Origin of the sequence: Guyparkeria sp. SCN-R1, assembly GCF_003932495.1 — a bacterium.
Classification (GTDB): domain Bacteria; phylum Pseudomonadota; class Gammaproteobacteria; order Halothiobacillales; family Halothiobacillaceae; genus Guyparkeria.
The window spans coordinates 25,327-43,370 of the sequence record NZ_QZMT01000004.1; the positions used below are offsets into that span (position 1 = coordinate 25,327).

The 18,044-nt window shown below is 64.6% G+C and carries 17 protein-coding genes; 11 read left to right on the forward strand and 6 right to left on the reverse strand.

The window, feature by feature from the left end; all coding sequences use genetic code 11:
- Positions 1-114: 114 nt before the first annotated feature.
- The gene (locus D5687_RS11470) at positions 115-240 is read right to left on the reverse strand and encodes a hypothetical protein (RefSeq protein ID WP_255410294.1); all 126 of its coding nucleotides are present in this window, start codon (positions 238-240) and stop codon (positions 115-117) included.
- Between the two features lie 81 nt (positions 241-321).
- Here D5687_RS11470 and D5687_RS03045 point away from each other — a divergent pair, with 81 nt between their 5' ends.
- From D5687_RS03045 to hda, 3 genes are read left to right on the forward strand one after another with little or no spacing between them, the layout of a single operon-like run.
- The gene (locus D5687_RS03045) at positions 322-3,252 is read left to right on the forward strand and encodes an insulinase family protein (protein ID WP_125198300.1); all 2,931 of its coding nucleotides are present in this window, start codon (positions 322-324) and stop codon (positions 3,250-3,252) included.
- A gap of 14 nt (positions 3,253-3,266) precedes the next feature.
- Positions 3,267-4,367 carry an AI-2E family transporter gene (locus D5687_RS03050; protein ID WP_158611725.1) on the forward strand — a complete coding sequence of 367 codons (1,101 nt, stop codon included), beginning with the start codon at positions 3,267-3,269 and terminating at the stop codon, positions 4,365-4,367.
- 5 nt (positions 4,368-4,372) lie between these two features.
- Positions 4,373-5,068 (forward strand): DnaA regulatory inactivator Hda, encoded by a 696-nt coding sequence (gene hda, locus D5687_RS03055; protein WP_125198302.1) that lies wholly within the window; start codon positions 4,373-4,375, stop codon positions 5,066-5,068.
- A gap of 114 nt (positions 5,069-5,182) precedes the next feature.
- On the opposite strand, the gene smpB is transcribed toward hda, so the two are convergent.
- A complete protein-coding gene (gene smpB, locus D5687_RS03060; RefSeq protein WP_125198303.1) occupies positions 5,183-5,662 on the reverse strand; it encodes an SsrA-binding protein SmpB in 480 nt (159 codons plus the stop codon).
- Positions 5,663-5,826: 164 nt separating this feature from the next.
- Between smpB and D5687_RS03065 the strand changes: the two genes are divergently transcribed.
- From D5687_RS03065 to D5687_RS03075, 3 genes are all read left to right on the forward strand, one after another.
- Positions 5,827-7,188, forward strand: a complete 1,362-nt coding sequence (locus D5687_RS03065; RefSeq protein ID WP_192894150.1) for a sodium-dependent transporter — start codon at positions 5,827-5,829, stop codon at positions 7,186-7,188.
- A 78-nt stretch (positions 7,189-7,266) separates the two neighbouring features.
- Positions 7,267-7,731, forward strand: a complete 465-nt coding sequence (locus D5687_RS03070; RefSeq protein ID WP_125198304.1) for a type II toxin-antitoxin system RatA family toxin — start codon at positions 7,267-7,269, stop codon at positions 7,729-7,731.
- Positions 7,728-8,102, forward strand: coding sequence for an RnfH family protein (locus D5687_RS03075; RefSeq protein WP_125198305.1), 375 nt, complete (start codon positions 7,728-7,730; stop codon positions 8,100-8,102). Before D5687_RS03070 ends, D5687_RS03075 begins: the two co-directional genes overlap by 4 nt.
- 70 nt (positions 8,103-8,172) lie before the next feature.
- Here D5687_RS03075 and D5687_RS03080 read toward each other — a convergent pair whose 3' ends face one another.
- A complete protein-coding gene (locus D5687_RS03080) occupies positions 8,173-8,694 on the reverse strand; it encodes an outer membrane protein assembly factor BamE (protein WP_158611726.1) in 522 nt (173 codons plus the stop codon).
- A gap of 182 nt (positions 8,695-8,876) precedes the next feature.
- On the opposite strand from D5687_RS03080, the gene fur reads away from it, so the two are divergent.
- Complete coding sequence (gene fur, locus D5687_RS03085; protein WP_125198307.1) at positions 8,877-9,293, forward strand: ferric iron uptake transcriptional regulator; 417 nt, start codon at positions 8,877-8,879, stop codon at positions 9,291-9,293.
- A 92-nt stretch (positions 9,294-9,385) separates the two neighbouring features.
- Here fur and recN read toward each other — a convergent pair whose 3' ends face one another.
- From recN to D5687_RS03100, 3 genes are all read right to left on the reverse strand, one after another.
- Positions 9,386-11,074, reverse strand: a complete 1,689-nt coding sequence (gene recN, locus D5687_RS03090; RefSeq protein WP_125198308.1) for a DNA repair protein RecN — start codon at positions 11,072-11,074, stop codon at positions 9,386-9,388.
- A gap of 187 nt (positions 11,075-11,261) precedes the next feature.
- On the reverse strand, positions 11,262-12,179 hold the full coding sequence (locus tag D5687_RS03095; RefSeq protein WP_125198309.1) for an NAD(+)/NADH kinase: 918 nt from the start codon (positions 12,177-12,179) through the stop codon (positions 11,262-11,264).
- A 28-nt stretch (positions 12,180-12,207) separates the two neighbouring features.
- The gene (locus D5687_RS03100; protein WP_125198310.1) at positions 12,208-12,534 is read right to left on the reverse strand and encodes a multidrug efflux SMR transporter; all 327 of its coding nucleotides are present in this window, start codon (positions 12,532-12,534) and stop codon (positions 12,208-12,210) included.
- A gap of 222 nt (positions 12,535-12,756) precedes the next feature.
- Here D5687_RS03100 and hrcA point away from each other — a divergent pair, with 222 nt between their 5' ends.
- The 4 genes from hrcA to dnaJ all read left to right on the forward strand — a co-directional run bounded on the left by hrcA (position 12,757) and on the right by dnaJ (position 17,966).
- Positions 12,757-13,806 carry a heat-inducible transcriptional repressor HrcA gene (hrcA, locus tag D5687_RS03105; protein ID WP_125198311.1) on the forward strand — a complete coding sequence of 350 codons (1,050 nt, stop codon included), beginning with the start codon at positions 12,757-12,759 and terminating at the stop codon, positions 13,804-13,806.
- Between the two features lie 217 nt (positions 13,807-14,023).
- Positions 14,024-14,548 carry a nucleotide exchange factor GrpE gene (gene grpE, locus D5687_RS03110; RefSeq protein ID WP_370271299.1) on the forward strand — a complete coding sequence of 175 codons (525 nt, stop codon included), beginning with the start codon at positions 14,024-14,026 and terminating at the stop codon, positions 14,546-14,548.
- A 149-nt stretch (positions 14,549-14,697) separates the two neighbouring features.
- Complete coding sequence (gene dnaK / locus D5687_RS03115) at positions 14,698-16,623, forward strand: molecular chaperone DnaK (RefSeq protein WP_125198313.1); 1,926 nt, start codon at positions 14,698-14,700, stop codon at positions 16,621-16,623.
- A gap of 191 nt (positions 16,624-16,814) precedes the next feature.
- Positions 16,815-17,966: a molecular chaperone DnaJ gene (dnaJ, locus tag D5687_RS03120; RefSeq protein WP_125198314.1), complete on the forward strand. Its 1,152-nt coding sequence runs from the start codon at positions 16,815-16,817 to the stop codon at positions 17,964-17,966.
- Positions 17,967-18,044: the final 78 nt, after the last annotated feature.

Genomic DNA, 18,044 nt, shown 5'->3' on the forward strand with positions numbered 1-18,044 from the left:
TCTACGCGGATGTCATGCCGCTCTGCGCGTCTTGAGCCGGGCAGATGCAAGGCGTTCGTCCGCCGCGGAAGGGCCGTTCCCTTTTCAAGGACGACAACACAGCAGATGCCCGGCTCAAGGCGCGCCCTGCGGGGCCTGTCGAGCCGCCCGTGCCCGGCGTTGCGTCGCCTTGACGTGGCCACCGGCACGCCGGCGACGACGCGCCTTGATCACGAACGGCTCGACCGGCCAGAGTGGCATGGCATCCGCGTAGAGGCTCCTTAAGGTACGTTACACTCACGCGTTCGATTCATTCAGCACAGCCCGGAGTTATCCGCGATCATGTCAGAAGCCAACGGTTCCCATGCCAAGGGCCACCATCCCGCGTTCAGCCTGGTGCGCTCGGTACCCATCGAGGCGCTCAACCTGACCGTCGACGAGTATCGGCACGACAAGACCGGCGCCCGGCACTACCACCTGGCCACCGACGACGATCAGAACGTGTTTCTGGTCGGCCTGCGCACGGTGCCGGAGGACTCCACCGGCGTGGCGCACATCCTCGAGCACACCGCGCTGTGCGGCTCGGAGCGCTTCCCGGTGCGCGACCCGTTCTTCATGATGATCCGCCGGTCGCTCAACACCTTCATGAACGCCTTCACCTCGAGCGACTGGACGGCCTACCCGTTCGCCTCCTGCAACGAAAAGGACTTCTACAACCTGCTCGACGTCTATCTCGACGCGACGTTCTTCTCGCGCATCGACGAGCTCGATTTTCGCCAGGAAGGCCACCGGGTCGAATTCGAGCAGTGGGACGATCCGTCCACCCCGCTGACCTTCAAGGGCGTGGTGTTCAACGAGATGAAGGGCGCGATGAGTGACCCGACCTCGGTGCTCTGGCAGACGCTCTCGCGCGAGCTGTTCCCGGACACCACCTATCACCACAACTCGGGTGGTGATCCGGAGCGGATTCCGGATCTCACCTACGAGCAGATGGTGGCGTTCTACAAGCGCTTCTATCACCCGTCGAATGCGGTTTTCATGACCTACGGCAACCAGCCGGTCGGGCGGCTGCAACGCGAGTTCGAGGAACGGGCGCTGGCGCGTTTCGAGCAGATCGACCCCGATTCGGCCGTGCCGCTCCAGCCGATCTTTGCCGGCCCGAAACAGGTCGAGGACATCTACCCACTCGACGATGACGACACCGCCGAGAAGACCCACGTTAATGTCGGCTGGATGCTCGACGAGAGCGCCGATCTCGATGCTCGCCTCGAGGCACAACTGCTCGAAGGCGTGCTGCTGGAAAACAGTGCCTCGCCGCTGCTGCGCGCGCTGGAGACCACCGATCTGGGCGCCGCGCCGTCGCCGGTGCTGGGCCTGGAAGACTCGCAGCGTCAGATGGTGTTCGTCGCCGGGCTCGAGGGTAGCGAGGCCGACCGCGCGCAAGACGTGGAGAAGCTGATCCTCGACACGCTCACCGAGGTGGCGGAAAAGGGCGTCGACCCCGACATGGTCGAGTCGGTGCTCCACCAGCTGGAGCTCGAGCAGCGTGAAGTGACCGGTGATGGTTTTCCCTACGGTCTGCATCTGATCGTCCAGGCGCTGCCGGCGGCGATCCACGACAGCGATCCCATCAATCTGCTCGATCTTGAGCCGGCTCTTGGGCGTCTGCGTGCCAAGGCCGCCGACCCGCAGTTCATCCCCAACCTGGTTCGTCGGCTGCTGCTGGACAACCCGCACCGCGTGCGGCTGGTATTGAAGCCGGACACCGAGCTGTCCGCGCGCCAGCAGGCCGCGGAGAAGGCGCGGCTGGCGGCAATGCAGGACACGCTCACCACGGACGAGAAGCAGCGCATCGTCGATCAGGCCAAGGCGCTGGCCGACCGCCAGGCCGAGGAGGGCGACCTGTCACTGCTGCCGACGGTGACCCGCGAGGACATCCCTGAAGACATCGACATCCCGCAGCCCGAGCAGTTCGTCCACCAGCCGTCGAGCCAGCGTTGGTACAACCGCAGCACCAACGGCCTGTGCTACCTGCAGCTGGCGATCGACCTGCCGCATCTGGATCGCGACGAGCTCGAGCTGATGCCGGTCTATGCCGGCCTGCTCACCGAGCTGGGGGCGGGTGATCGCGACTACGTCGCCATGGCCGAGGCGGTGACTGCCAGGACTGGCGGTTTCTCAGCAAGCGCCTCGGTGCGCGCCGGCATCGATGATGTCCACCGGACCAGTGGCTTCTGGCTGCTGTCGGGCAAGGCGCTGGTGCGCCACGCCGATGCGATGGCCGACCTGTTCCACCAGCATCTTGATGCCGCGCGCTTCGACGAGATCGATCGCATTCGTGACCTGGTCAGCCAGATGCGCTTCGGCACCGAGCAGGGCGTTTCCGGTCGGGGTCATGTCCACGCCATGCTGTTGGCCACCTCGGGCATGTCGGCTCGCGCGGCCATGCGTCACGATACCGCCGGGGTCTCGGCCGTGCGTCGCATCAAGGCGATGGACGACGGCCTCGAGCAGGCCGAGTCCCGCTACGACCTGGCCGAGCGGCTGGCGCGACTGCACGAGAAGCTCAAGGGTGGGCTGCGTCACTACAACGTGGTCACCGAGCAGCGCCATTTCCCCGAGATGGCCCAGGCCCTGCGCCCGCACATGCACCAGGGACAGACGGATCAGCCGTTTGCGCTGGGGCATCACGAGACGCAGGTGCGCGAGGCCTGGATCGGTAACCTCGCGGTCAATTACTGCGCCAAGGCGCATGCTTGCGTGCCGCCCAAGCACGCGGACGCGGCCGCGCTGGCCGTGCTGGGTGGGTTTATGCGCAACGGCTTTCTGCACACGGCTATCCGTGAAAAAGGTGGCGCCTACGGCGGCGGGGCCGGGTTTGATGCCGAATCCGGCAGCTTCCGCTTCTTCTCCTACCGCGATCCGCGTCTGGGCGAGACGCTCGACGACTTCGATCGCGCGGTCGACTGGGTGGTGGACAATACCCACGAGGACCGCACCGTCGAGGAGGCGATCTTTGGTGTGATCGCCTCGATCGACAAGCCGGGCTCGCCGGCCGGCGAGGCGAAGAAGGCGTTCATGGACACGCTGCACGGGCGCACGCCCGACGACCTGCGCGAGATCCGGGCCCGGGTGCTCGATGTCACCCAGGACGACCTCAAGCGGGTGGCGGAAACCTATCTCAAGCCCGAAACGGCCTCGGTCGGCGTGCTGGCCGGTCCGTCGCGCGAAGAGGACCTCAAGGCGCTGGATCTGCGGATCGAGCGCATCTGACACGGATGAGCGACATGACGACCAGGGGAAGCTCGACGACGCGCTGGATGATCGGGATCGGCCTGGCCGGTCTGCTGCTGGTGGCGTATTTCCTGTTGCCGATTCTGAGTCCCTTTGTGGTCGGTTTCATCATCGCCTACCTGTTCAACCCGATGGTGACCCGGCTTGACCAGCATGGCGTCTCGCGAACCTGGGGAACGTCACTGATCTTTCTGGTCGGTGCGCTGCTGTTGGTCGTCGGCCTGATTGCCTTGATCCCGGTGCTGATCGAACAGACGGCTCGTCTGGTGCGGGTATTCCCGCAGTTGCTCGACATCGTTCAGCAACGGGTGATTCCCTGGGTCAACCAGACCGTCGGCGTGGAATTGCATGTCGGCCAGTTGCGTGAGCTGCTGGTCAAGCACGGCGAGACCATCGGCAAGATGCTCGCTGACGGGTTGTCGAACGTCTCGACCACGGGGACCGCGGTATTCGTCGCGATGATGAACCTGCTGCTGATTCCGGTGATCGCCTTCTATCTCTTGCGTGACTGGCCGCGGGTAGTCGATCGCATCGAGCGGATGCTGCCGCGCCATCGTGCCGGCACGGTGGTCGGGTTGGCGCGCGAGTCCGATCGGATGCTGGGCAATTTCCTGCGCGGTCAGCTGGCGGTGATGATCGCCAACGGGGTGACCTACTCCATCGGCCTGACCCTGATCGGTCTGAACACCGGTGTGGCGATCGGCATGTTTGCCGGGCTGGTGAGCTTCGTGCCGTACCTGGGCACCATCATTGGTGTGTTGCTGGCCCTGATCGCCATGTACATCCAAGCCGACAGCCTATGGCCGCTGCTGCTGGTGCTGGGCGTGTTCGGCATTGGTCAGGTGCTGGAGACGGTGGCCTGGCAGCCGCGTTTCGTCGGCAACGAGATCGGCCTGCATCCGGTGGCGGTGATCTTTGCCGTCATGGCCGGTGGCCAGCTGTTCGGCTTTTTCGGCATCCTGCTCGCGCTACCGGTCTCGGCGGTACTCATCGTGCTGGGTCAGCACGCCCTGGAGTCCTATCAGCAAAGCCGTTATTACCGCGGAGGCGACGAGCGGGCACTGCCCCCGGGCGATGACAGGGCCGGGGACTGAGCCGGATGCAACAAATCCCGCTAGCGCTCGACCTGGTGACCCCGACGAGCTTCGAGGGGTTCATCGGCAACGAGAACCTGTTGCTCAAGGCGACCCTGGCCAAGCAGGCGACTGGTGCCGGCGAGGCTCAGGTGCTGATTCACGGACCGGCCGGGGCGGGCAAGTCGCATCTGGCGCAGGCGGCCTGCTACCACGCCGGTTCGATGGGGCGGCCTGCCGCCTACTGGCCGTTGCGCCAACTCGGCGGGCAGCTGGCGGCGGCCAGTGAGCAGATCGAGGCCTTCGCGCTGGCGGTGATCGACGACGTCGACGCCGTGATCGGCCAGGCCGAGGGAGAATTCATGCTGTTCGACCTGATCAACCGGGCGCGCGAGGCCGGCGTGCCACTACTGTTGACTGCCTCGCATCCGCCGACCGAACTGCCGGTAAAGTTGGCGGATCTCGCCTCGCGGCTCACCTGGGGGGCGGTAATGGCCGTCCATCTGCCGGGTGACGGCGAGAAAATCGAATTGCTGCGAGCCCGAGCGCAGGCGCGGGGCCTGGAAATGCCGCATGGCACCGCGCAGTGGATGCTGGGCCATCTGCCGCGCGACGTCGGCACCTTGTTGGAGGTGCTTGATCGGCTGGATCGCGAGTCGATGATCGCCAAGCGCCGGCTGACCATCCCCTTCGTGCGCGAGGTGCTGATCGAGGGGGAATGAGCGCCTATTGGTTGTTGCCCCGCCAGCGGGCCTCTGCACGATTCGGTGACGTTTCTGGCTTACGCTCCGTAGGGGCGGTTTCGCAGAGACGTTATCGAATCGTGTAGAAGTCCGCTACATGCTGTGGCGGACGATGCGCTGCTTGTCGCGCTCCCAGTCGCGGTCCTTGATGGTGGCACGCTTGTCGTGGGCCTTCTTGCCCTCGCCTAGGGCGATTTCAAGCTTGACCATGCCGCGCTTGAAGTACATCGCGGTGGGCACGATCGTGAACCCTTTGCGCTCGACCTGACCGATCAGACGCGCGAGCTCGTGCTCGTGCAACAGCAGCTTGCGGGTGCGGGTCGGATCGGGGCGGACGTGGCTGGAGGCCTGGAGCAGCGGAGTGATCACCGCCCCCAGTAACCAGGCCTCGCCGTCCTTGATGATGACGTGGGCGTCGGCGATCTGGGCCTTGCCGGCGCGCAGGGCCTTGACTTCCCAGCCCTCAAGTACCAATCCGGCCTCGATGCGATCGCCAAGAAAGAAGTCGAATTTCGCCTTCTTGTTCAGCGCGATGGTGGACTGGCCGGTGGTGGGCTTGTTGTTCTTGCTCATGCGCGCATTCTAGCAGGATCTGTATGGCTTCCCGGTGTCCATCGACAGTTACGCTGCCCCCGTGGCGCTGCTTGGCCGCGGGGGCGCCATGGTGGTAGTTTTCAGCGATTCGCCCGGTTCCCGGGACAAGGAACCCTGCCCGTCCAAACCGAAGAGGAAGACCGGTGTCCGCACAGCATCTCGAGAACCATCCGGAATGGAGTGGCCGGCTGGCCTTCATCCTCGCCTCTGCGGGCTCGGCCGTCGGCCTGGGCAATATCTGGAAGTTTCCCTACATCATGGGCGACAACGGTGGCGGGGCGTTCGTGATGATCTATCTCGCCTGCCTGCTGATCGTCGCGACACCGATCCTGATCAGTGAAGTGATGCTCGGGCGTCGCGCGCGCTCAAACCCGATCATCGGCATGGGCAAGCTCGCCGATCAGGCCGGCGTCAGTCGCGGCTGGCAGGTGATCGGCTGGATGGGCGTGCTCACCGGCTTTCTCATCCTGAGTTTCTACTCGGTGGTCATGGGCTGGGCCTTGTCCTATGTCGAGAAGGCCGCCAATGGCGCCTTCGTCGGGGCCTCGCCCGAGGCCATCAAGGGCCTGTTCGACGGCCTGGTTGGTAATCCGGGGACCCTGCTGTTCTGGCACACGGTCGCCATGGTGATGACCGTGGCGGTGGTGGCGCGTGGCGTGCGTGGCGGGTTGGAACTGGCGACGCGAATCATGATGCCGCTGCTGATCGTGATCCTGGTGCTGCTGTTCGGCTACAACATCGGCACCCCGGGGTTCGCGCCCGCCATGGAGTTCATGTTCGCGCCGGATTTCTCCCGGGTGAATGCCGAGACCTTCCTGGTCGCGCTCGGGCACGCGTTCTTCACGCTGAGTCTCGGCATGGGCGCGATCATGGTCTACGGCTCGTACATGCCGCGGGGCACCTCGATCGTGCAGGCCGGCATCTGGATCATCGTGCTCGACACCGGTATCGCGCTGCTGGCCGGCATGGTGATCTTCCCGATCGTGTTCTCCAACGGCATGAGCCCCGAGCAGGGTGCCGGTCTGATCTTCCAGACCTTGCCATTGGCGCTGGGGCAGATGGAATGGGGTTACTGGCTCGCCATCGTGTTGTTCGTGCTGGTGTCGATCGCCGCCTGGACCTCGGCCATCTCGCTGGTCGAGCCGGCGGTGTCCTATCTCTGGGAGCGATTCGGCATCCGCCGGCTGCATTCGGCGATCGCCGTGGGCGTGGCGACCTGGTCGCTGGGGGTGCTGGCGGCCCTGTCGTTCAACCTGCTTGGTGATCTCACCCTGTTCGGCAAGAACGTCTTCGGCCTGCTCGAATTCACCACCGCCAACATCCTGCTGCCGGCCGGCGGCATGCTGATCGCGCTCTTCGCCGCTTGGCGGATGCCCCGGGCCGACTCGGCCGAGGAGCTGGGGCTGACGGGCTGGCGCTACCGCTTGTGGTGGTGGCTGGCGGCCATCGTCGCCCCACTGGGTGTGGCGCTGGTGTTCCTCAACGGATTGGGCGTGTTCGGCTGATTCGGCCGTCGCCCGGATGGCGTGGTGGCTTTGCTAGAATGCTGGTTTGAGCACTCCAAACGGCGGACCTTCCCCGGTATGAGCACCACCATCGAGCGACAGGTCGATGTGCCGTTTTCCGCGCTGCAGATGTACGCGCTGGTCAACGACATCGACGCCTATCCCGACTTTCTCCCCTGGTGCGAGCAGACGCGCATCCTGCAGGCATCGGGTGACGAGGTCGAGGCCAGCATCACCCTGAAGAAGGGCGCGATCCGCAAGACCTTCGTTACCCGCAATCACAACGAGCCGGGTTCGCGCATCGTGGTCACGCTGGTCGATGGACCGTTCCGTCACCTCGATGGTTTCTGGGGCTTTGAGGACCTGCCCGATGGCGGGTCGCGGGTAACGCTCGACATGCGCTTCGAGTTCTCCAACCGGCTGCTCGAACGGGCGATCGGTCCCGTGTTCCGCGAGATCGTCAAGAACCTCGTCGGCGCCTTCCGCAAGCGCGCCTTTCAGGTCTATCCGCGCGAGCCATCCGGTGGGGGTGACGGGGCGTGAAGGTCGAGGTGGCCTACGCCCGCCCGGATGTGCAGCTGATTCTCGAGGTGGATGTCGCAGAGGGGGCGACCGTCGAGGAGGCCATCCGCCTCAGTGGCATTCTGGAACGCTTTCCCGAGATCGACCTGTCGAACCAGAAGGTCGGCGTATTTGCCAAGGTCGCGCCGCTGTCGCAGGCATTGCGCGAGTGGGATCGCGTCGAGATCTATCGCTCGCTGATTGCCGATCCCAAGGCTGCGCGCCGTCAGCGCGCGCAAGAAGATGGCGCCCGGAAGGATGGGGCCAAGAAGGATGAAGCCCGGCCTGGGCGAAAAACGGCGTCGTCCAAGCAGGATCAAGCGTGGGCGGACACAAAAAAACCGGCGGAGTAGGCTTCGCGCCGGTTCATGAAATTGTTGCCGGTGCCCGGTAAACCGGGCTACGGCTTTTATTGGTCCCTGATCAGAGCGGATCTTGGGGTGGCGGCGTCTGTGGCAGGGGCTGACCATCATCCTGCGTTTCCAGATCGTAGGGGCTGTCGCCGCCCTCCGCGCCGGGTGCCGAGCTCGTCGGGGTGTTGCTCGGCGAGGCGGCCTCGGCCTCGTCGGGCAGCTCGGCGCTGTTCATCGACGGCGCGTCAGCCAGGTCCATGCCGTCACGGCGGATGGCATCCACGCGGCCGGTCGAGTCGTATTCGATTACCAGCGTGTGACGGAAGGCTTCCTCTTTGCCGCGCTTGTCGTAATAGATGTAGGTATCACGCTGGCCCTGATGGAAGATGTCATTGAGGCTGGGCGTGCCGAGGATCGAGCGCACCTGGGACTGGGGCATGCCCTCGCGCAACCGCTCGATCTGCTCCTCCTCGTAGATATTGCCCTGCTGGATATCCGGCTGGTAGACCTGGATGAAGCTGGGGACGTAGACCGACGAGCAGCCGGCTAGCAGGGTGGCGACGAGCGGTAGCGTAAGAAGTGAGCGCTGCATGATCCTGGAAAACCTGTTCCTGATGGTCTGGATGGGCATTCGAATGCGCCCCAATGATACGCCGTCTGACGGGTGATGCCAGCCTACCGGTCTGTGCGCCTCTCATTATCCGCGTGGTGCTCCGGTTCGCGCGGCATCTTCGGTTACAATCTCGCAAGCACACGCAATCGAGGGTAGAAGTTTTGGATTCCAGCGAACTCAAGAAGGCCGGCCTGAAGGTCACCTTGCCACGGGTGAAAATCCTCGAGATCATCGAGTCCAACCCGGATTGGCACATGAGCGCGGAGGACGTCTACAAGGAACTGCTCGCGCGCGGCGAAGAGATCGGCCTGGCGACCGTCTACCGCGTGCTGACCCAGTTCGAGACGGCCGACATTCTCAAGCGCCACCAGTTCGAGGGCGGCAAGGCCGTGTTCGAGCTGATCTCCAAGGGGGATCACGATCACCTGGTGTGCGTGAAGACCGGACAGGTCGAGGAATTCCACGATCCGATCATCCAGGAGCGGATCGCCATGATCGCCGATCAGCTCGACTTCGATCTGACTGATTACTCGCTGGTGATCTACGGCATCAGCCGCAAGGCGACCGGCAAGAAGTAAGCGACTCGCGGTTGCCACATGACGACGCCCGCCCGGGTTCTCCGGGCGGGCGTCGTGCGTTTTGCTCCCAGCGTGCCGGGCTGGGGAGGCGGTCAGGCGGAGCTTGCCAACAACTCGCGGGCATGTGCCCGTGTCTGCTCGGTGACCTCGCGCCCACCTAGCATGCGCGCGAGTTCCTCGACGCGCTCGTCGGCATCCAGACCACGCACCCAGGTGCGGGTCGAGTCGGCCTGTTCGTCCTTCTCGATCCGTGCCTGGTGGTGTCCATGCGCGGCGACCTGCGGCAGGTGGGTGACGCACAGGACCTGGCGCGAGTCGCCCAGTGCGCGCAGGTGCGCCCCGACGATCGCGGCAGTGGCCCCACCGATGCCGGTATCGACCTCGTCGAAGATGAAGGTGCCCACCGGGTCATCGCCGGCGGTCAGCGTCTTGAGGGCCAGGCTCACGCGTGCCAGTTCGCCGCCCGAGGCGATCTGGTCGAGCGGGGCGACCGGCTGGCCGCGGTTGGCGCTGATCAGGAAGACCACCTCGTCGATGCCGCGCTCGCCGCGTCGTTCGGCCAGTGTCTTTGACTGGGTCAGTTGCACCTCGAATTCGCCGTTGGGCATGCCCAGTTCGCGAATCGAGGCCTTGAGGCGCTCGGCCAGCTTCTTCGCACCGGTTGCGCGTTTCTTGCTGACCTCGGCGGCCAGCCGGTCGTAGGTGGCGCGGTTCTCGGCCAGCCGAGTCTCGACCTCGCCCAGCGTGCTGCCGGCCTGCTCGAGTTGCTCGTATTCCTCTCGCAGATCGGCCACGTGCTGCTCGAACATCTCCGGGGCGACGCGATGCTTGCGCGCCAGTTCGTGGAGGGTATCGAGTCGGGCCTCGACCGTGGCCAGGCGTTCCGGGTCGGCATCGGAGGATTCCAGCCGGTCGCGCAGGGTGTCGACCGCCTCGGCGATCTGGATCTCGGCGGACTGCAGGGTCTCGATCACCGGGCCGAGCGCCTCGTCGAGATCGGCAATCCGCGAGAGCGACTGTTCGGCCGCGCCGATGCGGTCGTGGGCGTTGCCGTCCTCGTCGAATAGCGCGGCCATCTGCTCGGCCAGTACCTGCCGCCATTCGTCGAGCCTCGAGAGGCGCTTGAGCTCGGCGTGCAGCTGGTTGAATTCGTCGGGCTGCGGGTCGACGCGCTCGATCTCCTCGAGCTGGAATTCCAGGAAGGCGAGCCGGTCGGCCCGCGAGGCCTGCTCGGCCTGGTGATTGGCGAGCTGGGCCTCATCGCTGTGGATCTGCCGGCTCAGGTGGCCGAGTTTGTCCACCTGGCCCTTGAGGTCGCAGAAATGATCGAGCAGGGCGAGCTGGGTCTTCGCCTGCATCAATCGCTGGTTCTGGTGCTGACCGTGGATGTCGATCAGGTGCCGGCCGATGCCCTTGAGGGTCTGCCCCGGCACGGGGCGGCCGTTGATCCAGGCCTTCGAGCGCCCGTCACGGGACAGGACCCGGCGCACGATCAGCGGCAGCCTCTCGCCTTCCGGTTCCTCGCCCAATTCCTGTTCCTCGAGCCAGTGTGCCGCCGGGCTGTCCACCGGCAACAGGAACTCGCCGGAGACCTCGCCCTGATCGCAACCGGCGCGCAGCAGGTTCATGTTGGCCCGATCGCCCAGCAGCAAGCCGATCGCGTCGATCAGGATCGACTTACCCGCCCCGGTTTCGCCGGTGAGCGCGGTCATGCCGGCGGCGAAATCGAGCTCGAGCTGGTCGATCAGGGCGATCTGGCGGATCGAGAGGGTGGTCAGCATGTCAGGCGGATTCCTTTGCCCGGTTAGCCCGGATGTTTCATGAAGCCGCGCGATGATCGCGCAGTATATTGATCGTACAAGGGATTTTCCGAAAGAGCGGCGTATCGGTGATTACGGCCGACTGAGGAAAATTCTTTGAACGGACAAGAGGCAAGCGAGGGCGTGTGGATTTCATGAAATATCCGGGCTAGAACTTCTGCTCGCTCCAGCAGAGCTTGTCACGCAACAGCGAGTAATGGTCGTGACCGGCCGGATGGATCAGGCGGATATCGTGCTCGTATTTTGATATGACGAGTACGTCGCCGCATTCCAGCGGCTGGTTGAGCTGGCCGTCGAAGCTGACCACGCCGCCGCCGCGCGAACCGGCCACCGGGCGGATCTCGATCTGGTGACGGGCGTCGACCACGATCGGTCGGTAGCTCAGCGTGTGCGGGCAGATCGAGACGATCCCGACCGCGTGCAGGTCGGGGGCGATCAGCGGGCCACCGGCCGATAGTGCATAAGCCGTCGAGCCGGTCGGGGTGCAGACCACCACGCCGTCGGAACGCTGCTGGTTGACCAGGGTGCCGTCGATACACATCTCGAATTCGACCATTCGGGCCGGGTCACGCATCTTGAAGGTGATGTCGTTGAGTGCGACCGATTCCATGATGCGCGTGTCGTTGCGCATCAGGCTGCCCTGCAGCAGAAATCGGCGTTCCTCGCTGTAACGGCCTTTGAGAATGGCCGAGAGGTGGCGCTGCACCTCGCCCGGGCTGACGTCGGCGAGAAAGCCCAGGCGGCCGAGGTTGACGCCCAGGATCGGCACGTCGTGCAGGCACAGCGAACGCGCGGCATTGAGCATGGTGCCGTCGCCGCCGATCACCACGATCAGGTCGCGATCGATCCGGTCGCGCGAAAAGCGCGCCGCCGTGATCGACGGGGCGGGGTTTTCGGCGTCTTCCTCCAGCGCCCAGTCGACGCCGTGAGCTTCGGCGACCTCGACCAGGTTGCGGTAGACCTCGGCCAGCGCCTCGCCACCGTTGGGCTTGATGATGATGCCCAGACGCGAGAAGGCGGGGGCACCGTCCGGCTGTTCGCTGGCTGACGAGGAGGAAGGATTCATGGCGTGTGCGCTCTTTCTGCCTGACGACTCAATGATTGCCGGAGGACCACTTCAGTCCGATGATGCCCACCACGATCATGGCGATGAAACCCAGTCGCGCGAGCGAGGCCGGTTCCTTGAACCAGAGGATGCCGAGGATCGCCACGCCGGTCGCGCCAATGCCCGTCCAGATCGCATAGGCGGTGCCCATGGGAATCTCGCGCATGGCCAGGGCAAGCAGGTAGAAACTGGCCCAGGCGATGACCAGAACCACAACCGACGGCACCAAGCGGGAGAAGCCGTCGGTAAAGCGCAGCCCGGTTGCCCAGACGATTTCCAACAGGCCGGCGGCCAACAAGATGAGCCAGGCGTTCATGCCGTGGTGTGATCCTCGAATCCGTTAGGTCGCGTCCGTCGTGAGCCGGCGATCGGCCGGCGGGATGCGAAAGTCGGCCCAGTCTAGCAAAGGAACCCGCGTTTGAATCCGACTGCCGCGCGGCGCGCTTGGCACTCTGGTTGGGCGAGTGCTAGTTTAGAAACCCATTTGAGCGGACCCGCGCGATTGCCGCCAACAAGCCAGAGGTTTTCAAGTTCGCGTATGACTGACGCCTGGAGTGCACTTCCCGAGCGGGCACAGACCCTGCTGCGGGTACTGATCGATCGCTACACCGACGAGGGCGCGCCGATCGGGTCGCGTGCGCTCGCGCGCATGTCCGATCTCAATCTCAGCCCGGCGACGGTGCGCAACGTGATGGCCGATCTCGAAGACCTCGGGTTGGTGCGTGCGCCGCATACCTCCTCCGGACGTGTGCCGACTGAGCTCGCGTATCGCCTGTTTGTCGATTCGTTGCTGACCGCGCCCGGCAAGGCGCCTGTGGATGCCCGTCGCCTGGAGCGCATCCTGCGCGAGGCGGCCGAGGATGACCCGCAGCAGATGGCGGATACCGCCTCCAACCTGCTTTCGAGCCTGACGCAGTTCGCCGGCGTGGTTACCATTCCGTCGCGGGCCCGCGCCCTGTTTCGCCAGATCGACTTCGTCTCGCTGTCGCCCGGCAGGGTGCTGATGGTGCTGGTCACCAATGACGGTGGGGTGCAGAACCGCATCATCCACCCCGACAAGCCCTACAGTCAGGACGAGCTGACGCGGTTCGCCAACTTCCTCAACGAGCGGCTCAACGGCCAGTCCATCCAGGGGCTACGCGAGACGCTGGTGGCCGAACTCAAGAGCACGCGCGAGCAGATCGAGGGCAATCTCTCCGAGGCGATCACCCTGGCCGAGTCGGCCGTCGAGGCGGTCGAGGACGAGGCTGGCGTGGCCGTGGCCGGCCAGGTCAATCTGATGGGCACCGACGAGCTGGGCGATGTCGATCGCATGCGGCGGCTATTCAATGCCTTTGCCGAGAAACGCGAACTAGTCTCCCTACTTGATCAGTGCGAGCGCGCCCAGGGCGTGAAGATTTTCATCGGCCGCGAGTCCGGCTCGCCCACCTTCGATGAATGTGGCGTGGTGGGGGCCTCTTATGGTGTCGATGACGAGGTGGTCGGCGTGCTGGGCGTGATCGGTCCCAAACGGATGCCCTACGACCGGGTGATATCGATCGTCGATGTCACCTCGCGCCTGCTCTCGAGCGCGTTGTCCCGCCAGTAAGCCTCCCCAGCCAGATCGTCGTTCCCCAAGCCGGACTCCTTCCCCTTGAAAAGATGACGGATGCCCCAAGACTCCGGGCATCAATCGAAGCCGTTGACTTGGAGTGGCAGCCCCGGCGACCGGGGCATTGCCGCTTTCAGCCAATGGTTTCAGCGCCAATTTCCATCCGCTTTTCAGGAGAGTTTCGATGACGGACAAGCCGGTCGATCACGACGACATGAACCAGGAACAGCCGGAGCAGCCCGTCGAGGACGGCGCTCAGGCTCAGGCGGGCGATGCCGGCGAGCAGAGCGAGGTCGAGCAACTCAAGGCGCAACTGGCCGAGAAGGAAGAGGAGCTCCTGCGTATCGCAGCGGAGATGCAGAACGTGCGTCACCGCGCCGAGCGAGATATCGAATCGGCCCGCAAGTTCGCCCTGGAGCGTTTCGTCGAGGGGCTTTTGCCGGTCGTCGATTCGCTGGAACTGGGTATTCAGGCGACCGAGAAGGAAAACGCCACGCTGGAGAAGATCAAGGAGGGGGACGAGATGACCCTCAAGATGCTGATCCAGACCCTGGAGAAGTTCGGCGTTCAGGCCGTCCATCCGATCGGCGAGCGCTTCAACCCGGATCACCACCAGGCGATGAGCTTGCAGCCGCACGACGGCGAGCCGGACCACGTCGTCGACGTGATGCAGAAGGGCTACCTCTTGAAGGACCGCGTCGTGCGCCCGGCGCTGGTGGTGGTTTCGAAGCCCAAGTAAGGGGTTCGAGGGCGGATTTTCCGCGGGTGGCTTGAAAAATCACGGCTCGCCCGCAAGTCCAAGCACAAGAGCGGGTCCGGTGGCCTTCGAGGCCGCGGGCCACGCCAACCGAATTTCGCATTCACGACAGAACTCTGGAGACATGATTTATGGGTAAGGTAATCGGTATCGACCTGGGGACGACCAACTCCTGCGTCGCCATCATGGACGGCAAGTCCGGCAAGGTAATCGAGAACGCCGAGGGCGCACGCACCACCCCGTCGGTGGTCGCCTACACCAATGACGGCGAGATCCTGGTCGGTCAGCCGGCCAAGCGCCAGGCCGTCACCAACCCGGAAAACACCCTGTACGCCGTCAAGCGACTGATCGGCCGCAGCTTCGACGAAGATGCGGTGCAGAAGGACATCAAACTGATGCCCTACAAGATCATCAAGGCGGAAAACGGCGATGCCTGGGTCGAGGCCAACGGCAAGAAGATGGCACCGCCGGAGGTTTCCGCCCGCATCCTGATGAAGATCAAGAAGGACGTCGAGGCGTACCTGGGCGAGGAAGTCACCGAGGCGGTCATCACCGTGCCGGCCTACTTCAACGACAACCAGCGCCAGGCGACCAAGGACGCCGGTCAGATTGCAGGTCTCGAGGTCAAGCGGATCATCAACGAGCCGACCGCGGCGGCGCTTGCCTACGGCATGGACAAGAAAGAAGGCGGCGATCGCAAGATCGCGGTCTACGACCTGGGTGGCGGTACCTTCGACGTGTCGATCATCGAGGTGGCCGACATCGACGGCGAGAAGCAGTTCGAGGTCATGTCCACCAACGGTGACACCTTCCTGGGTGGCGAGGACTTCGACAACCGCCTGATCGATCACCTGGTCGACGAGTTCAAGAAGGAGCAGGGCGTAGATCTCTCCAACGACGCGCTGGCCATGCAGCGTCTGAAGGAAGCCGCCGAGAAGGCCAAGATCGAGCTGTCCTCGACCGAGCAGACCGACGTGAACCTGCCGTACATCACGGCGGATCAGAGCGGTCCGAAGCACATGAACATCAAGATCACGCGTGCCAAGCTCGAATCCTTGGTCGAGGAGCTGATCAAGCGCACCATCGATCCGTGCAAGATGGCGCTCAAGGATGCCGGCGTATCGGCCTCCGACATCGACGACGTGATCCTGGTCGGCGGCCAGACCCGCATGCCGAAGGTCCGCGACACGGTCGCCGAGTTCTTCGGCAAGGACCCGCGCAAGGACGTCAACCCGGACGAGGCCGTGGCCGTCGGTGCCGCGATCCAGGGCGGCGTGCTCTCCGGCGGCGTCAACGACGTGCTGCTGCTTGACGTTACCCCGCTCTCGCTCGGTATCGAGACGATGGGCGGCGTGATGACCAAGCTGATCGAGAAGAACACCACCATCCCGACCAAGGCGAGCCAGACGTTCTCGACTGCCGAGGACAACCAGACCGCGGTGACCGTGCACGTGCTGCAGGGTGAGCGCGAGATGGCCTCGGGCAACAAGTCGCTGGGCCGCTTCGATCTCACCGAGATCCCGCCGGCACCGCGCGGTCAGCCGCAGATCGAGGTGACCCTCGATATCGACGCCAACGGCATCCTGAATGTCTCGGCCAAGGACAAGGGCACGGGTCGCGAGCAGAAGATCGAGATCAAGGCGAGCTCCGGTCTGTCCGAGGAAGAAGTCGAGCGTATGGTGCAGGACGCCGCTGCGCATGCCGACGAGGACAAGAAGCAGAAGGAGCTGGTCGAGGCGCGCAACCAGGGCGACGGCATCATCCACACCATCGAGAAGGCGATGACCGACGCCGGTGATGCCCTGACCGACGAGGACAAGAAGCCGGTCGAGGACGCGATCGCCGAGCTGCGCGAGTCGATGAAGGGCGACGACAAGGCCGACATTGACGCCAAGATCGAGGCGTTGTCCCAGGCCTCCGCCACGGTGATGCAGAAGGCCCAGGGCGCCGGCCAGGAAGGTGGTGCCGAGCAGGCCGCCGGTGGCGAGCAGGCGAAGAAGGACGACGACGTCGTCGACGCCGAGTTCGAAGAGGTCAAGGACGACGACAAGAAATAAGTCGTCGACATCCTGACCAGTGGATCATCCGCCCCTCGGGGTGGATGATTTTTTGTGCCTCGCGATTCGTTCGCGTGGCACCCAAGTTTCCAAGATGGGTCGGCCACTTTCGTGGTGCGGCCTGTCACCGTATTCAGTCCCGTACGGCGTTGCCGGGCGGGCGAAAACGAAGACAGCCCTAGAGATCGACCATGGCAAAACGTGACTACTACGAGGTGCTGGGGGTCAGCAAGAATGCCTCGGCCGACGAACTGAAGAAGGCCTACCGCCGTCTGGCGATGAAGCATCACCCGGACCGCAATCCGGGCGACGAGGAGGCCGAGACCCTCTTCAAGGAGGCCAAGGAGGCCTACGAGGTGCTCTCCGACCCGCAGAAGCGGTCGGCCTACGATCAGTTCGGTCATGCCGGGGTCGATGGCCAGGGTGCCGGTGGCTTTGGTGGCGGCTTCGGCGGAGGTGCCGGCTTTGCCGATATCTTCGGTGACGTCTTCGGTGACATCTTTGGTGGCGGCCGAGCCCGTGGCGGTGCCTCGCGTGGGGCCGACCTGCAGTACAACCTCAGGCTCTCGCTCGAGGAGGCCGTGCGCGGCACCACCGTCGAGATTCGCATCCCGACCACCGAGCCCTGCGAGACTTGTGATGGCAGCGGCGCCAAGCCGGGCACCGGCAAGACCACCTGTTCGACCTGTGGTGGTCAGGGCGCGGTGCGCATCCAGCAGGGCTTCTTCTCCATCCAGCAGCCCTGCCCGGACTGCGGCGGCGAGGGTCAGAAGATCGAGGACCCCTGCACCGACTGTGGTGGCACAGGCCGCATCGAGACGCAGAAGACGCTTTCGGTCAAGATCCCGGCCGGGGTCGACTCCGGCGATCGCATCCGCCATTCGGGTGAGGGTGCGCCGGGCGAGAAGGGTGGTCCTCCGGGCGATCTGTACATCCTGATCGATATCAAGCCGCACCCGCTGTTCCGCCGCGACGACGCGGACCTGCTGTGCGACATGCCGATCAGCTTCACGACCGCCGCCCTGGGTGGCGAGATCGAGGTGCCGACGCTCGATGGCAAGGTGAGCCTCAAGATCCCGGCCGAGACGCAGACCGGCAAGGTGTTCCGGCTGCGCGGCAAGGGCGTGCGTCCGGTGCGCGGCGGCACGCAGGGCGACCTGCTGGTGACCGTCCATGTCGAGACGCCGGTCAAGCTCAACGACGAGCAGCGTGAGCTCCTCGAGGCCTTCGAGCGCTCACTGGGCAGCGGCGAGGGCGACGGCGTGGCCAAGAAGCATCGGCCGCGACAGCACTCGTTCCTGGATTCGGTCAAGCGGTTCTTCGACGATCTGCGAGGCGATTGACCGTTGCCGTTGGCCGGTAGCGGGGTACCCCGCGTTCAGGGAAAAACGGGCCCCTGAGTCTGGCCCGGCCCCAGGGCC